Genomic DNA, 21,423 nt, shown 5'->3' on the forward strand with positions numbered 1-21,423 from the left:
GCCCTGGCTGTGCCGAGCCTCACCGCCCGCGACGGCGTGCTGGGCCGCAGCGACCGGCTGCTGGTCTATGTGCCGCAGGGCGACGACAACTACGCATCGATCGCGCAGCGCTTCCTCGGCAGCGCGGCGCGCGACTGGGAGATCGCCGATGCGAACCCCGGCACGCCGCAGGCGCGCAGCGGCCAGCCGGTGATCGTGCCGCTGAAGCCGCTGAACCCGATGGGCGTGCGCAGCGGCCAGTACCAGACGATCCCGATCCTGTGCTACCACCGCGTGGGCCAGGGCAGCGGCAAGATGACGGTGTCGACCTCGGGCTTCGAGCAGCAGCTCGACTGGCTGGCGGCCAACAACTTCAAGGTGATCCGCCTGAAGGACCTGATCGGCTTCCTCGAGGGCCGGCAGCCGCTGCCGCAGCGCTCGGTGGTGCTGACCTTCGACGACGGCTATGCGTCGTACTACCGCTACGCCTACCCGCTGCTGAAGAAGCACGGCTTCCCGGCGACGGTGTTCCTGTACACCGATTTCGTCGGCGCCGGCGATGCACTCACCTGGCCGCAGATGCAGGAGATGACGGCCTCGGGCCTGGTCGACATCCAGTCGCACTCGAAGACCCACTCCAACCTGATCGAGCGGGCCGCTGGTGAAAACGATGCCGCCTATGCGAAGCGCATGGAGGCCGAAGCGAAGGTGCCACGCGACGTGATCGAGAAGCGGCTGTCGAACGAGGTGCTGACCTATGCCTACCCGTTCGGCGACGTCAACGAGGTGGTGCTGGACGCGTTGGCGCGCAACCGCTACCGGCTGGCCGGCACCGTGACGCCGGGAGGCAACCCGGCTTGGGCGCAGCCGCTGATGCTGCGCCGGACAATGATCTACGGCAGCCACGACCTGGAGGCCTTCAAGTCCAAGTTGCAGACCCTGCGCAGCTTCACGCCTTCGTCATGACGCACTCACTCGCGGTTCGATTCGCTGTTGTTCGATTCACCAGCTTGGCAGCGGTCACGGCGCTGCTGGCCGCCTGTGCCGGCGTGCCGGGCGGCAACGCGCCTGCCCCGACCGATGCGGGCGCCGGCTCGCGCAACGACCCGGTGTCCGATTTCGAGGCCCGCCAGCGCGAACAGGCGGTGTCTGCGGAGCGCCAGGGCAAATGGGGCGAAGCGGTGCAAGCCTGGGAAGTGCTCGCGACGCTGCGGCCTGCGCAGTACCGCGAACGCCTGGCCGAGGCGCGGCACCGCGCTGACCTGCTGGCGACCGAACGGCTGCAGAGGGCGCGGGCCGAGTTGAAGAAGGGCGAGCTCGATGCAGCGGAGCAGTCGTACCTGGGCGTGCTGGCCTTGCAACCGGAGCAGGCCGAGGCGGCCGACGGGCTGCGCGGCATCGAGCGCGCGCGCAACAAGCGCGACTACCTGGGCCAGCCTTCGCGGCTGACGCTGACGCGCAAGCCGGGCGCGCGGATCGCGCCGAGCGAGCAGTCGATCGAGCTGGAGCATGCGGCGATGCTGGCAGGCCAGGGCGAGTACGACGAGGCGATCGGCATGCTGCAGAAGCGGCTGGATGCGTCGCCGCGTGATGCGGCGGTGCGTCGCGCGTTGGCGGACACGCTGCTGAAGAAGGCGCAAGCATTGCAGGCGAGTGATCCGAAGGCGGCCCGTGATGCGCTTCAACGCTGCTTGAAGCTTGAGCCGAAGAATGCTGCGGCGTCCGCCTTGCTGAAGAAACTGCCTGCGGGCTGAGGTTTCTCTTCGCTACTGTCTGCGCGGCAAAGGCGCGGGTGGGGAGGCTGTGGCGCGCCGTCAGGTGCGGTCATCGCCCCTGGCGGGGCAATGACTTCCCTCCGCTGACTGGTTTCATGGCCCGTCGCCGAAACTCCCGCCACTCACTTCGTTCGTTGTGGTCAAACAGTCGGCGACAGTCAGTTCACGAAGCGTGCTGCGCACGCGGGCCATGAAACCAGCCAGCTCCGGCGCCCCTTCCTTATTGGCGCTCCACAGCCTCCCCACCCGCGCCTTTGCGGGCACCGCCGTGCTGTGTTTTGGGGGGAAAGATTGAAGTGACCGACGAAGCGCGCGAGCGCTCGCATGCTCGTCGGTCACTTCAATCTTTTCCCCCCAACAAGAGCGGGTGGTGGTGAGCGCGGGGGGTGAGGGAATGGGCTGGGGGCGATTTCTGGGGCGACGAAGAAGATCGGCTTTGGGGATGGTGCGCGCCAGCGCACTTCGTGAACATACTCATCGGCACTGTTTGACCACAACGAACGAAGTGAGTGGAGGGAGTTTGCCGATGCATCCCCAAAGCCGATCTTCGCAGTGGAGTCGGCGCCCCCTGGGGCGTCGACCACCCCGGCATGAGCCCCCAGCCCATTCCCTCACCCCCCGCGCGGCGCGCAGAAGCAGAAGCCAATCAGAACGCCGAGCAAGACCCTCCGTCACTGACGTCCAAGCAGCCAGACAGTTGCGGCTGGTTCCGCACCTTCCCCCACTCTGCCGCCAGCGGATCCGCCTGCTTGTCGTCCGACGACAAGCCGCGGATCAGCGACGCCGCCGTGCAGATGTAGGGCTGCGCCAGGTTGCGGCCATACACGCCCGACTCGAACTGCGACTGGAAGCGCGACTGCAGCGCCTCACGCGTCACGCCCAGGATGTCGAGGTTGCCGATCGGCATCGGCACCGCGCCGAGCACCAGGTTCGCGCCCTGGAACGTGATCACGTAGCCGGTCGGTGAGGTCAGCGTGCCCTGCGTGATCGCATAGCTGCCTTCCGGGCTGGTGGGCGTTGCCGCGGTCGCGAGCGCACCGGTCAGCGCGGTCGCGGTGGTGTCGCCGTTGACCAGGCCGGTCACCGTGTACGTCAGCGGCGGGATCGCGCCGGCCGGCCCGTTCGCCGGCGTCGCCGCGACGTTGATCGTCGGTTGCGTCGGCAGCAGCACCTGCTGCCCGGTCTGCGGCAACGCGATGCCCGACACCGAGCAGGTCCCGGTGTCGCCGAACGCGCAGCCGTAGTAGCGGATCGCACCCGAATCGGCCGCCAGGCCCGTCACCGCCGGCGCCCACACGCTCCAACGTGTGCCGGCCGACAGCGTCGCGCCGGTGCCGAAGATCACCTGTGTCGGCGACACGATGTCGAGCCGGCCAATCTCGTTGTCCATCGAGATCGACCGGTTCAGCGTGATGGTGCCGGCTGCCTGCAGCAGCGCCGTTGCACCGCCCTGGCTGTCGGTGATCGCGAGTGTCGAGAAGCCGGCACCGGCCGCGTCGAACGAGGCCGCGCTCGCCGCATCGACCACCAGGTTGCCGGCGGTCACCACCGTCAGCGCACCCGGCGGATCGAAGGCCAGCGTGCCGATCTGGTTCTGCGCGTTCGACAGCGTCACCGTGTTGCCGCCGCTGCCCTGGATCACCAGCGTCTGCACGGTGATCGCGCCGGTCTGCGTGACCGTACCGCTGCTCATCAGCCCGAGCGTGCCGACCGAGTTCTGCCCGCCCAGCACGATGCCGGCCGAGCCGTTGCCCTGGTTCTGCAGCGTCAGCGAAACGCTGTCGTGGTTCGTCAGCACGCCGTCATCCAGCGTGATCTGCCCGACGTGGCCGGCCGAGCCGACGACGATGCCCTTGCCCGCCGTCATGCCGCCATTGTTTTCGCCGGCCGGTTGCAGCCAGCTCGCGTCGACACGGAACTCGTTGCCCGGCACGCCGCCGCTGTTGCCGGCGCCGATCCGGATCGCGATATCGCTCTGCTCGGTCAGGCCGCCGTTCGCATCGACCCCCAGCGGCCGGAAGTTCACCGACCCGGTCGTGAGGACGAACGGGTTGAACAACGTGCCGAGGTCGAGCGCGGTGCCGCCGCCGCTCTCGCCGCCGATCACCACGTTGGCACCGGTCGAGGCCGGTATGACGTTGCTCTCGCCGACGTGGTACTGCACGCCGGTGCCGCCGGTCGCATTCGCCGCCTGGCCGGCCAGCGTGATCGTGGCGGTCGAGTTTTCGTCGCCGGCGAACGACAACGAGCTGTAGCGCAGTCCGATCGCCGGGTTGCTTCCGGTCAGCGCGAAGCCGGCATCGTCGGCACGCCCGGCCAGCAGCACCGAGCCGGTGCCGGCCGAGATGCTCAGCGAGCCGATGTCCAGCCCGATCGCCTGGCCGCCGGCATTCGCGATCCGGGTCGCGATGCCGCGCAGGTCGACCGTGCCGGCCGCGCTGGTCAGCGTGCTCTCGCTGATCTGCACGCCCAAGCCGGCACCTGCGGTGCCCAACACGCTGATGTTGTTCGCGGTGATGTCGGTGCCCAAGATCACGACGCCGGATTCGAAGGTGCCCGGGCCGCCGGCGCCGCGGATCGTCACGTTGCCAGCCCCCGTGCTGCCGCGCGTGTCGATGCTGCTGGTGTTCAGATCGACGCCGGCGATCTGCCCGTTGCCGCGCGCGAAGCCGGTGGCCGGTGTCGCGCCGCCGCTCAGCAGCAGGCTGCCGCCGCCGGTCGCCAGCGTCGCGCCGCCGATGCTGATGTTGCCGCTGCCGTTGCCGTCGAGATCGCTCAGCAGGTTGATGTCCATCGGGCCGGCGCCCTTCACCGTGATCGAGCTGCCGATGCCGATCGCGATGCTGTCATGCGCCTGCAGCGTCAGGCTGGTGGCACCGGTGCCGGCACTGCGCACGATCGCGGTACCGGCCTCCACCGTGATGTTGCCCGTTGCGCTGCCGGAGCCGGCCTGGCCGGTCGAGATCGTCACGCTGGTGCCGCCGTCCAGCGCGGCCGAGATGTCGGCTGCACGGATGTTGGCGCCCGGTCCGGTCGGGTTGAACGCGCCGTCGGTCGTGGTGGGCCCGGTGGTCGAGATCGTCACGTCGAACGGGTCCAGCGTCCAGGTGCCGGCCTTGCCGCTCGCGGCGCGGGCGCGCGCATCGACCGTGCCGGCACCGATCAGGCCGGTGGTGCTGTCGGTCAGGCTGGTCGTCATCGCGAGGCCCGAGGTCTCGATGCTGCCGCCGCTGCCGCCGTCGATGCCGCCGCGAGCATGCAGCGTGCCGTACATCTCGAGCACGCCGAATTCGGTGCGCGGCAGGCCGATCGGCGAGGACGACACCATGCGGTTCAGCATCGCCTGCATCGCGATCGATCCGCCGTCGCCGCTGCCGGTGGCATCGGCGCTGACGACGGCGTTGCCGGCGACCACCAGCGAGCCGGTGCCGGTGCCGCCGACCGCGATGCTGCCGCCGCCGGTCGCGCCGTCGGCGGCCACCGAGACCGGGCCGGTGTCGTTCAGCGCGATGTCGCGCCCGCCGAGCGTGATGCGCCCGCCCTTTCCAACCGTGCTGCTCGCGCCGAGCGTCGCGCCGGTCAGGACCAGTTTCGACGCGGCATCGCTGCCGGCATCGATGTCGATCGTGCCGCCGGCGCCGGTCGTGCTGTCGGTGCTGACGAGGCCCTGGACCGTGATCGTCTCGCTGCGCGTGCCGCCTTCTTCAGCGGCCGCGCCGATGCGGATCGCGCCACCGCTGGCCAGCGTCTGCGAGCCGCTGCCGATCAGCACGCCGGTGCTGCGCAGGGCCGGCGTGTCCGATGCGATCTCGATGAAGCCGCTGGTCGTGACCGGCGTCAGCGTCGCGGTCGCGCTCGAGGTCAGCGTGATCGAGCCACGCGGTGCGCTGATCGTGCCCGACTGCTCGACGCCGTCGCGCCCGATCAGCAGGATCGAACCGCCTTCGCCGGCCTGGATCTGCGGCACCAGCGGGTTGTCGGACTCGAACACTTGCACGCTGCGCGTGCCGCCCGGCGCCACCGTGCTCTCGAAGTTGATGTTGCCGCCGTTGATGAAGCCGGCGTAGTTGTTGGCCGTCATGTCGGCCGACAGGTCGAGCGTGGTCGCCACCAGCGAGCCGACGTTCACCTGCGCGCTCGGCCCGAACGCGATGCCGGTCGGGTTGACGAGGAACACGCGGCCGTTCGCGCTGATGCCGCCGTAGATCTCGCTGGCCGCGATGCCGTTCGCATTGCCGGTCACGCGGTTGATCAAAATGCTCTGCGCGTTCGGCTGCGTGAAGTTGACCTTGGCGCTGCTGCCGACGCTGAAGCTCTCCCACTCGACCAGCGCGCGGTTGGTGGCGCTGGCGTTCTGCGTGACGGCGAGCGTCGGGTTCGCGCCACCGGTGGCGGTGCCGACGGTGGCGTTGATCTGCGCGCCGCCGGGCTTGACGACCGGCAGCTGCGTGACGGGCGGCGCGGCCAGGGCCTGGCCGCCGAGCGCCATGGCCGCGGCCAGCGCGATCGGCAGCAGGCGCGGCTGGAATTGGCGGGAGGACGATGCAAGAGAGCGATTGCGGGTTGCCATGGCGATGGTCCTCAGAATGCGTGCTGCAGCTCGACCAGGAAGCGGGTGCGCTTGTCGTCGGCTTCGGAGGTGACGGGCTCGTCGCCGCGCCGCGCGACGGCGGCCTTCAGCGTGAAGAGCTCGGCGTTGGTGTACTGCACGCCCAGGCCCGAGCCGTGCAGGTTCAGCGTGTTCGACACGCCGTCGTCGGCGGGTCGCTTGAAGCGCTTGCCGTGGCCGGTGTCGTAGAACAGGAAGCCGGTCCACTGCGGGTCGACCCACAGCCGCAGCTCGGTGTTCAGCACCGCGGCCTCGTCCGACGAGCCTTCGGCCGACGGGTAAGCGCGCACGCCGCGGGCGCCGCCGAGCGTCATCTTCTCGGCGTTGTCGAGGTTCTTGCTCGCGAACTGGCCGACCAGGCCGATGAACAGCGACACGCGCGGCACCACGGCCTGCAGCCGGTTGACCTGCACGCCGAGCTTGCGGAAGCTGCCCTGCGTCGCGCGGTCGCCGAGGCCGCTGTCGTAGTTGCGATAGAACTCGCTCTCGATGTCGAGCTTGCCGAACTGCAGCGCGAGGTTGCCGCCGGTGAAGCCGCCGCCGGCGAAGGCGTCGCGGTTCTCGAACGACAGGCCGAACTCGCCGCCGCGCACCTTCTTCTCGGTGGTGGAGCCGAACTCGTCGACCAGCTTCTTGCTCGTCACCGCGAAACGGCCGACCAGGTTGCGGTCGCGCGTGCGGATGAAGGGGTACGACAGCGACACGTCGGCGACGTTGGCCGAGCCGACCGCGCCGGCCCCGGCGAAGTCCTGGCCGAGTTCATATTCGACGCGCGAGATGCCGGCACCGAGCCGCCAGGCGCTTGAGCCGAGCGGGATCTCGTAGCCGAGCCGGCCGACCAGCGTGCCCTTGCCGCTGGAGACCGAGGCGCGCAGGTCGAGGTTGTCGCCCGAGCCGGTCGGGTTGTTCCAGCGCAGCAGCGCGCCGGCGCGGTAGCGGCCGGTCGTCTCGGAGCCGTAGTTGTCGGCATCGACGCTCGCATCCCAGCCGCGCCGCGCCTCGGTCTGCACCGCGATCGCGTACTGGCCTTCGTCGCCGGTGGGCAGCAGCGTCGACTTGGCGGCGACGCCGGGCCAGTCGTTCAGCGTGTACATCGCGCGGTCGAGGGCCAGCACGTCGAGCGGTTCGTCCTTCGCGATGCCGTTGCGCGCCAGCACGGCGCTGATCTTCTGCGGCGCGATCGGCGGCTTGTCGGGGCTCTCGACCGTCACGCGGACGATGCGCGGCTCGACGATCGCGATCTGCAGCACGCCCTGGGCAAGGTCCTGCGATGGGAAGCCGACGCCAACCAGGCCGTAGCCGCGCTCCTCGTAGAAGCGGCGCAGCGCGACCGCGACCACCGCCAGGTCGGTGGCGGCGATCTCGCGGTTCAGCCACGGCTTGACGACCTGCTGCAGCTCGGGTTCGGGCACCACCTTGGTGGGCGTGAAGCGCACCGAGCTGATCGTGAACTTCACGACCGGCTTCGCGGTGGCGGCGCGCGGCGCCGAGGCGGCCTCGGCGGGCTGCGGCGCATTGCGTAGCGCAGGGGCTTCGGTTTGGCCGTGCGACACCAGCGGGAATGCCAGAGCCAGGGCCATCGGCAGCGTGCGAAGGGTGAGGGGGGTCATGCTCGTTCTCATCGCGCGGCCACCGCGTTGAACACCTGAAGGCGGCCGTTGCCGATCACGTTGAAGGGCGCCCAGAAGAACGGGTGCGCGAAGCGGCGGTTCTTCTGCACCTCCAACTCGGCCTGCTGCATCGCGCCCATCAGGTCGCGGCCGCCGGCCAGTTCGCGGTACAGGCGGGTCATCAGCAGGTCGGTCGACTCATCGGCTACCGGCCACAGCGACGCGACGATGCTGTTCGCGCCGGCCGACAGGATCGAATGCGTGAAGCCGACGATCTCGTCGCCGCGCGACACCTTGCCGAGTCCGCTCTCGCAGGCCGACAGCGTCATCAGGCGCACGCCGTCGAGCTTCAGGTTGTAGATGTCGCGTGCCTCCAGCAACCCGGGCTCGTTCGGCGTGGACGCCAGCAGCACGCGCGAGAACAGCGGATCGACCTCGTCGAGCTCGGCATGGGCCGCGATGTGCACGACGCTCGCCGACGCGGCGCCTTCCTTGAAGCGTTGCTTGGTGGCCTCTTGCTGCACGAAGACCTCGCTGCGGCCGAACTGCCGGGCCACCTTCTGCACCTCGCGCTCGGCGCCGGGCAGCGGCGGCACGTCGCGGTCGGTGGCCGGGTTGCCGAAGCCGAGCAGCGACGAAGCCTGCGCATTGCCGCGCGCCAGCAGCTTCGAGCCGACGGCGGCCGACGGCCAGACGGCCAGCGCGCTGCGCTCGATCAGGAAACCGCGGCCGTCGTGCAGCGCTTGGAACGGCAGGTAGTGCAGCGGGCCGTGCGGCACGACGAACAGGCGGCGGGTGTCGCCGAGGTCGACGCCCGACAGCAGCGACTTGTAGAGCTGCTGCGCCAGCGAGGTGGTGTCGCGGCGGCGTTCGATGACGCTGCTGCGGAAGCCTTCGACCTGCTTCGCGAGCGAGGCCTGGCCTTGCGGGATCACCGCGGCCGACAGCCCGCTGCGCGTGACCAGCCAGGCGATGCTGCGGTCGTCGAGCACATGGAACTGCAGCACCGCGTCGCCGGCGCCAAGCGAGCGCTGCAGCTCGGCCAGCGACACGCGCTCCTGGGCCAGCGTGTCGCTCGCGCGGTCGCGGATCGAATCGAGCAGCTGGCGCGAGCGCGAGGCCTCGGAGAGCGTCCACGCGGCCTCGTAGTTGCGCGCATCCAGGCTCAGGTTCAGCGCGGCGTTGAAGACCTGCTGGATGTCGCCGAACAGGCCGGTCTTGAACTCGTCGCTGGTGAACTTGCTGCGCAGGCGCTCGGCCTGCTGCACGGTGTCGAGGTAGGCGTTCAGCGCGGCGGCCTTGTCGCCGCGGGCGGCCTCGACGCGCGCGATGCCTTCGGAGGCCCACAGCCGGTGGTAGGCGGCGTCGCCGGCGCCCGGGTCGGCGAGAACTTGCTTGAAAAGAGCAAGTGCCTCGTTCGGCTGCGCGCTGCCGAGCAGCGCGTTGGCGCGGCTGCGCTTGTAGAACGGACCGAGCTTGTCGGCCTCGCGCACGGGGACCTGGTCGAGTTGCTTCAGCGCCTCGGGCGCGCGGCCGGCGGCGGTGAAGGCGTTGGCGAGCGAGACCTGCACCAGCGGGCGGAAGCGGTCGCTCGCGAGCGCGATGCTGCGGCCGTAGTAGCCGGCGGCGTCGCCGTAGCGGGCGCGGCGCACCGCGATGTCGCCGAGCACCTTCAGCGACGGCGCGTGGGCCTGCTGCGGATTTTTCGGCGTCAGCGCGAGCGAGCCGTTGGCGAAGCGTTCGGCCTCGTCGAGCAGGCCGGCGTAGTTGTAGGCGATCGCGAGGTCGCGCTGGGCGAGCGACTTCAGGTCGTCGTTGTCGTCAGCCTGGCCGAGGTGCAGCGCCTTGCTGGCGGCGCGGATGCTCTGGCGGAACTCGCCTTGCTCGGCGAGTGCGATCGAGCGGCCGCAGTAGCCGTAGCCGTCGAGCTTGACGACATCGCGTTCGTAGAGCGCCTTGCCTTCGGCGCTGACCGAGAAGAGGCTTTCGGCGTCACGCTGGCGGGCGAGGGCGTCGCGTGCCTGGGTGTTGGCTGGGGCGAGGCCGTCGGCGGTGGCGGCCGACTGGGCCTGGGCGCCGGTGGCCAGGAGCAGGGAGCAGGCCATCGCCACGCAGCCAGCACGTACTGAAGAAGTCAACACAAGGTATGCCTTTCGATGCATGCCGGCACCGCGCATGCCGCGGGCCGCGCGTGGGCGCAATCGCGGGGCGATGCTAGGAGACGGGTGGGCGGGCACAAAGTGACCAAGGTGAGTCGGCGTGGGTTCTAGGGGGGCGGACGGACGGCGTGGCAGGCTGCCAAATGACTGATGCGCGTGGACGAACTTTTCGCGGCCGGTCGTTACTGAGAGGGCTTGTGCAATCAGGAGTTGTCATGCCACCGTCAAGCAGTACCCGGACCCGGCCCCAGCACTATGCACCGGGGCCGCTCAAGCAAAAGCTGAATCAGATCTCGCCCAAGTCCACGCTGGACGAGCACAAGGATGCTAGAAGCAAGGCGGAGGATGACGTGAAGAAACTCCTCGGGCCCCAGGGTTGCGAGCGTCTCGTTTCGCCCGCCTTGCCGGCAACTCCGACTCCTGCTCGGGTTCCCCTCCACGGGGGGAGAGCTGGCCGTGGAGGGGGCGTAGGTAGGGCCTACAAGTTCGCCGAAAAGCAGGAGGCGCTAGAGCTCAAGGCGAAGCGGCAGCGAAACGTGGAGGCGCAGAAGGTAGCGAAGAAGAAAGCGAAGAAGGACGAGAAGAAGGCCGCGAAGGAAAAGAAGGCGGAGGGGAAAGCCCGCCGCGGCTCGAAGCGTGAAAAGGTCAGTGAGGAACAGGTCCAGAAAAAGCGTGCAAGGTTTGAGCAGAAGTCAGGCGGCGCGCGGAAGTCATCGCAGTAGCCGGCATTGCCGAGGCTGCTCGCTGGCGTGCGGAATCGTCCGATCTGGACTGGATGCGTGATCCCGCGCGCTCGCAACGCGAACATGCCACTGTCAGGGTGATCTCCACATTTCCTGCACATCCCCTCGGAAGACTGCGTCGCGTCAAGCGCAACACAGACCAGGGGGATTCATGCTGGACATCATCAGGCGGCTGGCGTGGGTGCCGGTCATCGCGTCGCTCGCGACGCCGCTGTGCACGCAAGGTGCCGACCTTCCACCGGGTGCCCGCAAGACCAGCACGCGATGGCATCCGGATTGGTCGCTCAAGGTTCAGGAGGCCGAGCCGCGCCGGATCACGACGTGGATTTACAACGGCCAACCCGATCCGTTCGAAGGAAGCACCATCGCCCGTTGCGCGCCCTCGACCGGCGTGTTGCTCGACGGCAAGCCCATCGCCGTGTTGTGCAAGCAGGTCGAGCAGCGCACGACGGACGACAACGGGCAGTGGGGCTTCGACGCCGTGCGAGTTCCGGGCTCGGTGGATCGCGTGCAGCGCTGGACCTACAACGCGATCGGACAGAAGCTCACGGCTGCGTCGCCGGAGACCGGAACGACGGTCTGGGGCTACCACGCCGACGAGACCGCCGACCACCGGCCGACCGACCTGGCCAGCGAGACGACGAGCGATGGCCGGGTGACGCGGTACACGCGCTACGACAGGCTGGGCCGGTTGCTCGAAAGCATCGATCCCAACGGCATCGTCACGCTGCAGGCGCATGACCTGCGCGGGCGACTGCTGTCGCGCAACGTCGGCGGCCGCACCACCCGCTACACCTACGACGCCGCGGGCCAGCTCAAGCGGCTGACGCTCCCCGATGGCAGCTGGGTCGGCTGGGACTACGACGACGCACACCGGAAGGTCGCTGTCTACGACGACCAGGGCCACCGCATCGACTACCTGCTGGACAAGGCGAGCAACAAGGTCGGCGAGAACGTGCAGGACCCGGGAGGTGGGTTGCGGCGAACGCTGAGGAACATCGTCGATGCGCTCGGGCGGGTGGAGCAGGGCGAAGGTCGGGAGGTGGCGCCATGAGCCGCCGCCTTCGGCATCTGGCGGCTGCGTCCGCCGTGTTGTGCTTCGTGGCCGAGGCGCAGACGCTTCCGCCGCCGCCTGTTTCTCCGAGATCGGTGACACGCTATGAATACGACGCCGAAGGTTTCGTCACCAAGGTGATCCGCGGCGCCGGCACGTTGAACCTGGAGACGCGGTTCGCCCATGACTCGCTGAACCGCGTGAAGGAGCATTCCGATCCCGAGGGCGGGCAAACCCAGCTGGCGCACGACGGCAGTGACCGGCTCACGCAGGTGACCGACCCGCGCCGGCTGGTCACGCGCTATCCGGTGAAGGCCGTCGGCGACGGCAGCCGGGTGATCAGCCCCGACACCGGCATCACCGACCTCAGCGTTGATGCGGCAGGCCGCGTGACGACCCGTATCGACAGCCGCAACGTGGTCCAGCGCTTCACCTACGAACTCTCCGGGCGGTTGACCGGCGTGCGCTACAGCCTTCCCGGGCAGTCCGATCAGGCGTTGACGTGGATCTACAGCCAGACCGGTGCCGGCTTCGGCCATGGCATCGGTCGATTGACGTCGACAGCGTTCCCCGACGGGGCGACGCAGTATGCGTACAACGAATGGGGCGAGGTGGTCGCGAGCACGCAGCGCGTGGCGCCGATAGCCGGAGCCAACATCGCTGCGGTCACGACCGTGGCCGGCTACGAGTACACGCTTGGGCGGCTGACCGGCATCAGCTACCCGTCGGGTCGCCGGCTCGTGATCCGGTGGCAGGGCGCGCAGGTGATGTCGATGGCGCTCGCGAACGATGCCGCAAGCATGCCGGTGCTGCTGATCGATCAGGTGAAGTACCAGCCGTTCGGCCCGGTCGAAGGCTGGCAGTGGGCGATGGCGGGCGGTGCGCAGGCGCACGAGCGCGTGACGGACCTCGACGGGCGCATCGTGCGGCTGCGGATCGGCGATGTCTTCCGCGACATCCGCTACGACGAGGCGGACCGGATCGTCTCGTTCACGCACCTGGCGCTGGATGGCACGCCCCGACCGGCACTCGACCAGAGCTTCGGCCACGACGCGAACAGCCGGCTCACGAGCGTGGTCACCGCGACGACCAGCTGGGCGATCGCCCACGATCCGAACGGCAACCGCACCGAGCTGAGCCTGAACGGAGTGCCCAGCACCTATGTGACCGAGGCGACCAGCAACCGGCTGACGGCGATGACCAATCCGGCGCGCGGCTTCGTGTATGACAACGCAGGGAACACGACCAGCGACAGCGCGGGCTACACCGCGAGCTACAACCTGCCGGGCCAGCTGGCGGTGCTCGCGCGAGGCGGGGTGACGGCGCGCTACAGCTACGACACCGAGCGGCGGCGCATCCGCAAGTTCACGAGCGCGGGGCCGCAGAGCACGGTGATCTTCGTGTACGACCTGCAGGGGCAGTTGCTCGGCGAGTACGACGGGCAAGGTCGCGCGATCCGCGAATACGTCTGGCTGGACGACGTGCCGGTCGCGGTGTTCATGCCGGATCCGTCGGACGCGGCCGGCGCACCGCTGGTGTACTTCATCCACACCGATCACCTGAACACGCCGCGGATGGTGGTCGACCGCGAAGGCCGGTCGCGCTGGAGCTGGATGGCCGAGCCGTTCGGCACCACGGCACCGCTGACCAATCCGGCCGGGCTCGGGGAGTTCACGTTCAACCTGCGCTTCCCTGGGCAGTATGCGGATGTGGAGTCGGGGCAGTTCTACAACTGGAACCGCTACTACCGGAAGGAGAGCGGGGACTATACGCAGAGCGATCCGATCGGGCTGGCGGGTGGGAGTCTGTCGACGTACACGTACGTGAACGGCAATCCGCTGTCGAGCGTCGATACCCGAGGGCTGAGTGACGACGCACTGCCAATGCTCTTGCCGGTGGCGATACCGTCCATCACGAGCATGTGTACTGGTGGGCCGGTTGCGTGCGCGCTGGCTGGTGCAGGCATTGCGGGCTATTCCGGTGGAACCCTGCTGTATCCACATATCGCTGAGCCATTGGGCGATGCGATTGAGTGGTGCATGACCAGCGAGACTTCCAGATGCATGAAGGTTCGTGATCAGTGCATTGCTCACTGTTCGGAAACGACTCTTCCTACGCGCGACTACGGAGCTTCATTTCGTAGGTGTCTGAACACCTGTATGAGAAACAATGGCTGCAAACCCCCTACTCCTGGGGAAGGATGACGCATATGGAAACGTCCGTGGCGAAGCAACTAAGTGGTGAGCTGAACGACATCCTTGGTCGTTTGGACAACTCGGTCCGCTTGGTGATGGACCGATGTCCTGAGGCGGAATTCATTGCCTACAGGACCGCGATCGGCAGAGTCATGGGAATGCTCGTTCTGGATGTCCTCAATCCGCTGTACGCGAGGAATCCGGAGGCCAAGCCTGACGACCACGACGACGAATGAGACCACCATGACCATCGTTCCCTTTCGCTGTGCAAAGACAGGATCAGAGCTGTCTCCCGAAGAAGCAGGTCATTGCGCGCTCTGCGAGCGGCTGCTTGATCGTCATTTCTTGCCGGAGTGCGTTTACCCCGCGCAGAGGAAGCCGGTTTGTGTCGACTGCATCCAGGCCGTGGCCGACAAGACGTTCGCGACGATCATCAAACGAGACCTGTGGTTGGTTGACGCCGCGTCGTCGGCGCGTCCAAAGAGCATCCGCATCGAAATTGGCTTTCCACATTCGACGGGATCAGATGAAGAGGCTGCGTGCTCGGTGCTGATTCGCGGATTGATGCACAACGCTCTCGACATCCATGGTTCCGACGCCTTGAGCGCGATGGAGTGTGCGATGAAGTTTGCGGAGTTCGAGTTGAAGGCTTTGCCCGAAACGATGGCAGTGCAGTGGCCCGGTGGTGAGGCGTACTTCGACCAGCCATGACATCGGCCGCTCGATTTGTTTCCCTGGCGTCCCGCGACTTGATATTCGTCGGACCGGGTGGCTATGAAATGCCGATCCATGTGGCCATCAGCGCACCGTATGCCGAAGCGAAAGCCGAAGGGGCAAGAGGCGAAGCGGGGTGCCTGGTCCTGACCTGCGACGACCCCGATCTGACGACCGAGATCACCGGTGCCGATGAGATGGAGGCATTGCTCGCCGGGCTTGAGTTTCTGCAGTCTTTCCTGGTGAACCTGGAGTCAATGGGCGGCGGCAAGTTGAAGGCGCTGGATGATTCTTCCTTTGATCCCAATGGATCGATCCTGCTGGAGGAGTCCCGGGCCATTCAGGCGAGGAAGAACGCAAGGCGATCTTGTGACGCGTCGAGAGAGCCGGTGCCAAGTGGAAGGACAGAAGGGATGAATCGAGAGCAAGCCGTCGAGGTCAAGGAGAGAGCACTTGCCGCTGTCGAGGCCCTGACCTCTGTGCTGCACGTCGTCAAGGGCAAGGTGCACGGCGAGGAATTCGAGCAAGTCAAGAAAGGCATCGGACTGGCCATCGGGGCCATCGAGATGCACGTCAATGAACCCCTCTACCGGCAATTTCCGGATCTGGAAGGTTGACGCAAATGTCGCGACGTTTCGGCCTCGCATGCCGGCGGCCCGCCGTCAAGCACTACGACCTGCTGCAGGTGTGCCCGAAGCCCGGGCCCCGGTGCCAGAACATCTGAGCCCGGCGGTGAGGGTGGTGCCGCGACCTAAGGCACCGCCCTCAACACCGCATACAACTCACGCGTCCGCACCGGCTTGAACAGCACCTGGTGCCCGCTGTCGTGCACCCGCTTCACCTGCTCCGGCGAGGTGTCGCCGGTGATCAGCAGCGCCGGCAGTGGGGCGCCGTAGAACTCGCGCACGCGTTCGATTGCCGCGATGCCGTCTTCATCGTTCGCGAGCCGCAGGTCGGACACCACCACGTCGATCACGCCGGCATGGCGTCGCACCTCGGTGCAGGCCTCGAGGATGGTGCCGGCCGTCAGCACGTGGTAGCCCCAGGTCTGCAGCAGCTCGCGCATGCCGTCGCGGATGATCTCCTCGTCGTCGATCAGCAGCACCGTGCGGTTCGCATCGACCTCGGCCGGCACCGTGTCGGCGGCGATCACCATGTTGTCCATCTCGACCAGCTCGGTCTGCTTGATCAGGATGCGGAACACCGTGCCGCGCCCCGGCGTCGAGGCCACCTCCAGCCGGTGCCCCATCAGCACCACCAGCCGCTTGACGATCGCCAGGCCCATGCCCAGCCCGCGCGTGCGGTCGCGCCCCGGGTTGCCCACCTGGTAGAACTCGTCGAAGACCTTCGGCAGCTCGTCTTCGGCCATGCCGATGCCGGTGTCCCACACCTCGATGCTCACGTGGTGCCGCCGGTTGCGCGCCACCACCACCAGCCCGCCCTCGTTGGTGTAGCGGATCGCGTTGTGGATCAGGTTGCTCAGCACGCGCTCCAGCAAATGCGGGTCGCTGGTGACGATCTTGCCGCCCGGCTTGAAGCGCAGCGACAACCCCAGCTCCTCGGCCTGCCCGCTGCAGTGCATGTGCAGCACCCGGAACAGGTCGCGGATCGGGAACGACTGCAGGTTCGGCTCGATCACGCCGGCGTCGAGCTTCGAGATGTCGAGCATCGACGTGAAGCTCTGCTCCAGCGCGTCGATCGAGCGGATCATGTTCGTCACCATCGGCTGCAGCGGCGAGCTGCCGAGCTGCTTCTGCAGCGTCGCGGCGAACAGGCCGAGCGCATGCATCGGCTGCCGCAGGTCGTGGCTGGCCGACGCCAGGAAGCGGCTCTTCTCGCGATTGGCCCGCTCCACCAGGAACACCTGCTGGCGCAGTGCGCGCACCAGCGCGTCGTTGTCGAGCTTGGTCTGCAGCTCGCGCATCAGCAGCCGGTGGCGCGACAGCGCGAACACGCCGATCGCGAGGCCCGTCACCGCCACCAGCGAACCGAGCGTCAGCGACAGCGGCAGGCCCTCGCGCAGCAGCACGGCGATCAGCGGCACCAGCACCGGCGGCAGCCAGCAGTAGATGGCCGGCCGGTACGGCGTCGCGAGGTGCGCGCCGGCGGCCGCCACCGCCAGCAGCACGCCGATCAGCCACGAGGTGGCCGTCCAGTTGGTGCTCGGCAGCAGCCACCAGGCCGACGCGCCCCACACCGCCGCCGACAGCGCCAGCACGGCCAGGTAGCGCCGCAGCCACTGCTGCGGCTCGGCCAGGGCCGCGCGGCCCTGGCGGCGGAAGCGCCAGGCCAGCAGCAGCTGCAGCCCCTGCACGCTGTGCATCGCGGCCGACCACCACAGCACGCGGGCGTCGTCGGTCAGCAGCGCGAAGACGCCCCAGCCCAGCAGCGCGACCCCGAACGACACCGCGATCGATCGGTAGGCATGGCGGAACAGGCGCTCCAGCTGCGAGGCGCCGGTGCGCTCGCGGCGGCGTTCCTGGCCTTCGTCGTGCGCGTCGTGCGTCGCCGACGGCGCGATGCGGAACACCACGGGCGGCCGCGCGTTCAACGGAACAGGCTGATCAGGTGCGAGCGCGACTTGACGTCGAGCGCGAGCAGGATCGTCGACACGTAGTTCTTGATGGTGCCGAGCGACAGGCCGGTGGCAGTGCTGATCTCCTGGTTGGAGCAGCCGGACAGCACCAGTTCGAGGATCTCGAGGTGGCGCGGGCCCAGTTCGGCGACGCGGTCGTAGCTGGACGAGGTCGGGAAACGCGGAAAGCGGGCGCTGTTGGCGTGGTGGGCGGCATGGCCGTTGGCCGGGCCGGGCGTGGCCGACAGCAGCGAGAGCACGATGTCGCACATCGAACCCGGCGCCTGGCCCTTGGTGACGTAGCCGACCGCACCGAGCGCGCGCACCTGGCCGATCACGAACTCATCCTGCGTGCCGCTGATGACCGCGACGCGCGCCTGCGGATAGACCTCGAGGAACTGCTTCAGGCCTTGCAGCCCCTTGCAGTCGGGCATGTTCAGGTCGAGCAGCACCAGCGTGGTGTCGGGGTGGGCGCGGTAGGTCTCGATCGCATCGTGCAGCGTGCTCGCCTCGAGCAGCTCGAGCGGCGTGCCTTCGATGGCCGACAGGCTGGTGACGATGCCCACGCGCAGCAGCGCGTGATCGTCGACGATCAGGATCTTCGGGTGGGTGGACACGGCAGGCACGGTGGATTCAGCGCCAGGGTGCAGAACAGAATTCATCGCAGGGGATGCCTCATCGACGCTCAAGCAAGCGCGCATCGTATGCGCTGAGCGTGCGCGAGGCAAACCACCCGTTTGGGCGAATCCGCCCTTCGTCGGGTCGCCCGAAGGGGGGTGTGCGCGCCGGAAGGCGCGCCAGAACGCGTGTCAGAAGAGGTGCGTGAACAGCCAGTACAGCGAGCCCGACAGCAGGATCGCCGCCGGCAGCGTCAGCACCCAGGCCATCAGCAGGTTGCGGATGGTCGACATCTGCAGGCCCGAGCGGTTGGCCGCCATCGTGCCGGCCACGCCCGACGACAGAACGTGCGTGGTCGACACCGGCAGGCCGTACACGTCGGCTGCGCCGATCGTGAGCATCGCCACCAGCTCGGCCGACGCCCCTTGCGCATAGGTGAGATGGGTCTTGCCGATCTTCTCGCCGACGGTGACCACGATGCGCTTCCAGCCGACCATCGTGCCCAGGCCGAGCGCGATCGCGACCGCCACCTTGACCCACAGCGGGATGAACTTGGTCGCGTCGTCGATCTGCTTCTTGAAGGCCTTCAGGTTGGCGCGCGCATCGGCGTCGAAGCCGGTGCCGTCGGCCTTGTCGAGGAAGCGGATCGCCTCCGATGCGATATACATGTCGTTACGCACATTCGCGACCACCTCGGCCGGCACACGGGCCAGCGAGCCGTGCTGCTTGACCTGGCGGCCGATGCTGCCGGCCATCTCGGCGAGGGCCGGCACGACCTCAGGCGTCAGCGCCTTGGTGCGCACGTAGTCGGACAGCACCTTGCGCGGATCGGCCGGCGCGACGACTGCATTGCCGCGCACCAGCGAGCTTTGCGTGGCCTGCGCCATCGCGACGAACTGGGTGACCTGGTCGACCGGCATCGCGCGGTTCAGCGCATAGGCCATCGGCACCGTGCCGACCAGGATCAGCATGATCAGCCCCATGCCCTTCTGGCCGTCGTTCGAGCCGTGCGCGAACGACACGCCGGTGCAGGTCAGCACCAGCAGGCTGCGGATCCACCACGGCGGTGGCTTGTTGCCTTTCGGTTCTTCGTAGAGCGCGCGGTTCTTCACGAAGGCGCGCAGCGCGAGCAGCAGCAGCGCCGCGCAGCCGAAGCCCACCAGCGGCGACAGCAGCAGCGAGTAGCCGACCTTGGTGGCCTGGGCCCAGTCGACGCCGCTGGTGCCGTCGCGGCCGTGCATCAGCGCGTTGGCGATGCCCACGCCGATGATCGAGCCGATCAGCGTGTGCGACGACGAGGCCGGCAGCCCGAGCCACCAGGTGCCGAGGTTCCAGACGATCGCGGCGATCAGCAGCGCGAACACCATCGCGAAGCCGGCGCCCGAGCCGACCTGCAGGATCAGCTCGACCGGCAGCAGCGAGATGATGCCGAAGGCGACGGCGCCGCTGGACACCAGCACGCCGAGGAAGTTGAAGAAGCCCGACCAGACCACTGCGATGTTCGGCGGCATCGAGTGCGTGTAGATGACGGTCGCGACCGCGTTCGCGGTGTCGTGGAAGCCGTTGACGAACTCGAAGCCGAGCGCGATCAGCAGCGCCACGCCCAGCAGCAGGAAGGGCAGCCAGGTGGTGACGATCGCGCCGGCCTCGCTGATGTCGCCGACCAGGCTGTAGCCGGTGAACAGCAGGCCGGCGGCGAGCAGGCCGATGAACAGGATCGCCGTCAGCGGACCGGGCTTGCGGTCCAGCGAGGGGCGTGACGGCGACGGCGGCAGCGATCCGGCGGTGGTGGTGTTCATGGCCGGATCGTCCGACTGCATCGTGACAGCCGCGTGACAGATTTCTGTCATGGCCCCGTCATGCGGGTGTTGCACCGTCGGGCACCCGTGTTCTCTTCAACCTGCCGTACACACCATGAGCGTGAACCCCGAGCAAGACGAGTGGATGCAGCGCATCCACCGCGACCTGATGGACAGCTACGACGAGGAGCTCGAGCTGGAGATCGAGGACCGCGACCCTGACGGCACGCCGTCGGACCGCGAAGCGCGGCGCAGCTACTTCCGCGAGCTGTTCCGGCTGCAGGGCGAGCTGGTGAAGCTGCAGGACTGGGTGGTCGGTACGCGCCAGAAGGTGGTGATCCTGTTCGAGGGGCGCGATGCGGCCGGCAAGGGCGGCGTGATCAAGCGCATCACGCAGCGGCTGAACCCGCGGGTGTGCCGCGTCGCGGCGCTGCCGGCGCCGAACGACCGCGAGCGCACGCAGTGGTATTTCCAGCGCTATGCGACGCACCTGCCGGCGGCCGGCGAGATCGTGCTGTTCGACCGCAGCTGGTACAACCGCGCCGGCGTCGAGCGGGTGATGGGCTTCTGCAGCGACGACGAGTACGAGGAGTTCTTCCGCACCGTGCCCGAGTTCGAGAAGATGCTGGTGCGTTCGGGCATCGTGCTGCTGAAGTACTGGTTCTCGATCACCGACGAGGAGCAGCACCTGCGGTTTCTCGGCCGCATCCATGACCCGCTGAAGCAGTGGAAGCTGAGCCCGATGGACCTGGAGTCGCGCCGCCGCTGGGAGGACTACACCAAGGCCAAGGAGATCATGCTGGAGCGCACGCACATTCCCGAGGCGCCGTGGTGGGTGGTGCAGGCGGTCGACAAGAAGAAGGCGCGGCTGAATTGCATCGCGCATCTGCTGGGGCAGCTGCCGTATGGCGAGGTCGAGCATGCGCCGATCGAGCTTCCGCAGCGGGTGCGGCACGACGATTACTTCCGGCAGCCGGTGCCGGAGCAGATGATCGTGCCTGAGGTGTATTGAGCTGTACTGTTCTTGGGCGGCAAAGGCGCGGGTGGGGAGGCTGGGGCTCGCCGGTCGGTGCGGTCATTGCCCCTGGCGGGGCAATGACTGCCCTCCGCTGACTGGTTTCATGGCCCGTCGCCGAAACTCCCGTCACTCACTTCGTTCGTTGTGGTCAAACAGTCGGCGACAGTCAGTTCACGAAGCGTGCTGCGCACGCGGGCCATGAAACCAGCCAGCTCCGGCGCCCCGCCCTGATTGGCGCTCCCCAGCCTCCCCACCCGCGCCTTTGCGGGCACCACTCGCCTGTGTTTGGGGGAAAAGACTGAAGTGATCGACGAGCGTGCGGGCGCTCGCATGCTCGTCGGTCACTTCAGTCTTTTCCCCCCAACAAGAGCCGCTGGTGTTTCGCGCGGGGGGTGAGGGGATGGGCTGGGGGCGATTTCTGGGGCGACGAAGAAGATCGGCTTTGGGGATGGTGCGCGCCAGCGCACTTCGTGAACATACTCATCGGCACTGTTTGACCACAACGAACGAAGTGAGTGGAGGGAGTTTGCCGATGCATCCCCAAAGCCGATCTTCTTCGTGGAGTCGGCCCCCGG

Annotated in this window: 16 protein-coding genes; 9 read left to right on the forward strand and 7 right to left on the reverse strand. The window is 67.9% G+C overall.

What is annotated here, in order from left to right:
• Positions 1-945 (forward strand): polysaccharide deacetylase family protein (locus ACXJLU_RS27095; protein ID WP_457336349.1); only part of this gene is annotated, 945 nt, incomplete at its 5' end.
• Between the two features lie 44 nt (positions 946-989).
• Positions 990-1,733 (forward strand): tetratricopeptide repeat protein, encoded by a 744-nt coding sequence (locus tag ACXJLU_RS27100; protein WP_457336351.1) that lies wholly within the window; start codon positions 990-992, stop codon positions 1,731-1,733.
• Between the two features lie 667 nt (positions 1,734-2,400).
• Here the strand turns inward: ACXJLU_RS27100 and ACXJLU_RS27105 are convergent.
• Genes ACXJLU_RS27105 through ACXJLU_RS27115 form a run of 3 tightly spaced genes read right to left on the reverse strand, consistent with a single transcriptional unit; the run spans position 2,401 to position 10,078 of the window.
• Positions 2,401-6,324, reverse strand: a complete 3,924-nt coding sequence (locus ACXJLU_RS27105) for a beta strand repeat-containing protein (RefSeq protein ID WP_457336353.1) — start codon at positions 6,322-6,324, stop codon at positions 2,401-2,403.
• An 11-nt stretch (positions 6,325-6,335) separates the two neighbouring features.
• Complete coding sequence (locus ACXJLU_RS27110; protein WP_457336354.1) at positions 6,336-7,973, reverse strand: ShlB/FhaC/HecB family hemolysin secretion/activation protein; 1,638 nt, start codon at positions 7,971-7,973, stop codon at positions 6,336-6,338.
• Positions 7,974-7,981: 8 nt separating this feature from the next.
• On the reverse strand, positions 7,982-10,078 hold the full coding sequence (locus ACXJLU_RS27115) for a CHAT domain-containing protein (protein ID WP_457336356.1): 2,097 nt from the start codon (positions 10,076-10,078) through the stop codon (positions 7,982-7,984).
• Between the two features lie 404 nt (positions 10,079-10,482).
• On the opposite strand from ACXJLU_RS27115, the gene ACXJLU_RS27120 reads away from it, so the two are divergent.
• The 6 genes from ACXJLU_RS27120 to ACXJLU_RS27145 all read left to right on the forward strand — a co-directional run bounded on the left by ACXJLU_RS27120 (position 10,483) and on the right by ACXJLU_RS27145 (position 15,455).
• Positions 10,483-10,854 (forward strand): hypothetical protein, encoded by a 372-nt coding sequence (locus tag ACXJLU_RS27120; RefSeq protein ID WP_457336358.1) that lies wholly within the window; start codon positions 10,483-10,485, stop codon positions 10,852-10,854.
• A gap of 172 nt (positions 10,855-11,026) precedes the next feature.
• Positions 11,027-11,929 carry a hypothetical protein gene (locus ACXJLU_RS27125; protein ID WP_457336360.1) on the forward strand — a complete coding sequence of 301 codons (903 nt, stop codon included), beginning with the start codon at positions 11,027-11,029 and terminating at the stop codon, positions 11,927-11,929.
• Entirely contained in the window at positions 11,926-14,133 is a 2,208-nt protein-coding gene (locus ACXJLU_RS27130; protein ID WP_457336361.1) for an RHS repeat domain-containing protein, read from the forward strand. The genes ACXJLU_RS27125 and ACXJLU_RS27130 overlap by 4 nt, the downstream gene beginning before the upstream one ends.
• A gap of 5 nt (positions 14,134-14,138) precedes the next feature.
• Positions 14,139-14,360 carry a hypothetical protein gene (locus tag ACXJLU_RS27135; RefSeq protein ID WP_457336363.1) on the forward strand — a complete coding sequence of 74 codons (222 nt, stop codon included), beginning with the start codon at positions 14,139-14,141 and terminating at the stop codon, positions 14,358-14,360.
• A gap of 7 nt (positions 14,361-14,367) precedes the next feature.
• Positions 14,368-14,835 carry a hypothetical protein gene (locus ACXJLU_RS27140; RefSeq protein WP_457336365.1) on the forward strand — a complete coding sequence of 156 codons (468 nt, stop codon included), beginning with the start codon at positions 14,368-14,370 and terminating at the stop codon, positions 14,833-14,835.
• Entirely contained in the window at positions 14,832-15,455 is a 624-nt protein-coding gene (locus tag ACXJLU_RS27145; protein WP_457336367.1) for a hypothetical protein, read from the forward strand. Before ACXJLU_RS27140 ends, ACXJLU_RS27145 begins: the two co-directional genes overlap by 4 nt.
• Before the next feature lie 134 nt (positions 15,456-15,589).
• Here the strand turns inward: ACXJLU_RS27145 and ACXJLU_RS27150 are convergent, their stop codons facing one another.
• The 3 genes from ACXJLU_RS27150 to ACXJLU_RS27160 form a co-directional block, all read right to left on the reverse strand.
• Positions 15,590-17,389: a hybrid sensor histidine kinase/response regulator gene (locus tag ACXJLU_RS27150; RefSeq protein WP_143171809.1), complete on the reverse strand. Its 1,800-nt coding sequence runs from the start codon at positions 17,387-17,389 to the stop codon at positions 15,590-15,592.
• A complete protein-coding gene (locus ACXJLU_RS27155; protein ID WP_457336369.1) occupies positions 17,386-18,039 on the reverse strand; it encodes a response regulator in 654 nt (217 codons plus the stop codon). Before ACXJLU_RS27155 ends, ACXJLU_RS27150 begins: the two co-directional genes overlap by 4 nt.
• A 183-nt stretch (positions 18,040-18,222) precedes the next feature.
• Positions 18,223-19,830, reverse strand: coding sequence for an inorganic phosphate transporter (locus tag ACXJLU_RS27160; protein WP_457336371.1), 1,608 nt, complete (start codon positions 19,828-19,830; stop codon positions 18,223-18,225).
• A gap of 115 nt (positions 19,831-19,945) precedes the next feature.
• Between ACXJLU_RS27160 and ppk2 the strand changes: the two genes are divergently transcribed.
• Entirely contained in the window at positions 19,946-20,842 is an 897-nt protein-coding gene (gene ppk2 / locus ACXJLU_RS27165; RefSeq protein WP_457336373.1) for a polyphosphate kinase 2, read from the forward strand.
• Between the two features lie 347 nt (positions 20,843-21,189).
• On the opposite strand, the gene ACXJLU_RS27170 is transcribed toward ppk2, so the two are convergent.
• Positions 21,190-21,423: hypothetical protein (locus tag ACXJLU_RS27170; protein WP_457336375.1), on the reverse strand; the 234-nt coding region annotated here is incomplete at its 5' end.

Source organism: Rhizobacter sp. P5_C2, assembly GCF_054049715.1.

Coding starts and splice junctions, on each gene's coding strand:
- ACXJLU_RS27105 (WP_457336353.1), bottom strand. CDS start 6,324: ATGGCAACCCGCAATCGCTCTCTTGCATCGTCCTCCCGCCAATTCCAG.
- ACXJLU_RS27110 (WP_457336354.1), bottom strand. CDS start 7,973: ATGACCCCCCTCACCCTTCGCACGCTGCCGATGGCCCTGGCTCTGGCA.
- ACXJLU_RS27115 (WP_457336356.1), bottom strand. CDS start 10,078: ATGGCCTGCTCCCTGCTCCTGGCCACCGGCGCCCAGGCCCAGTCGGCC.
- ACXJLU_RS27125 (WP_457336360.1), top strand. CDS start 11,027: ATGCTGGACATCATCAGGCGGCTGGCGTGGGTGCCGGTCATCGCGTCG.
- ACXJLU_RS27130 (WP_457336361.1), top strand. CDS start 11,926: ATGAGCCGCCGCCTTCGGCATCTGGCGGCTGCGTCCGCCGTGTTGTGC.
- ACXJLU_RS27135 (WP_457336363.1), top strand. CDS start 14,139: ATGGAAACGTCCGTGGCGAAGCAACTAAGTGGTGAGCTGAACGACATC.
- ACXJLU_RS27140 (WP_457336365.1), top strand. CDS start 14,368: ATGACCATCGTTCCCTTTCGCTGTGCAAAGACAGGATCAGAGCTGTCT.
- ACXJLU_RS27145 (WP_457336367.1), top strand. CDS start 14,832: ATGACATCGGCCGCTCGATTTGTTTCCCTGGCGTCCCGCGACTTGATA.
- ACXJLU_RS27160 (WP_457336371.1), bottom strand. CDS start 19,830: ATGAACACCACCACCGCCGGATCGCTGCCGCCGTCGCCGTCACGCCCC.
- ppk2 (WP_457336373.1), top strand. CDS start 19,946: ATGAGCGTGAACCCCGAGCAAGACGAGTGGATGCAGCGCATCCACCGC.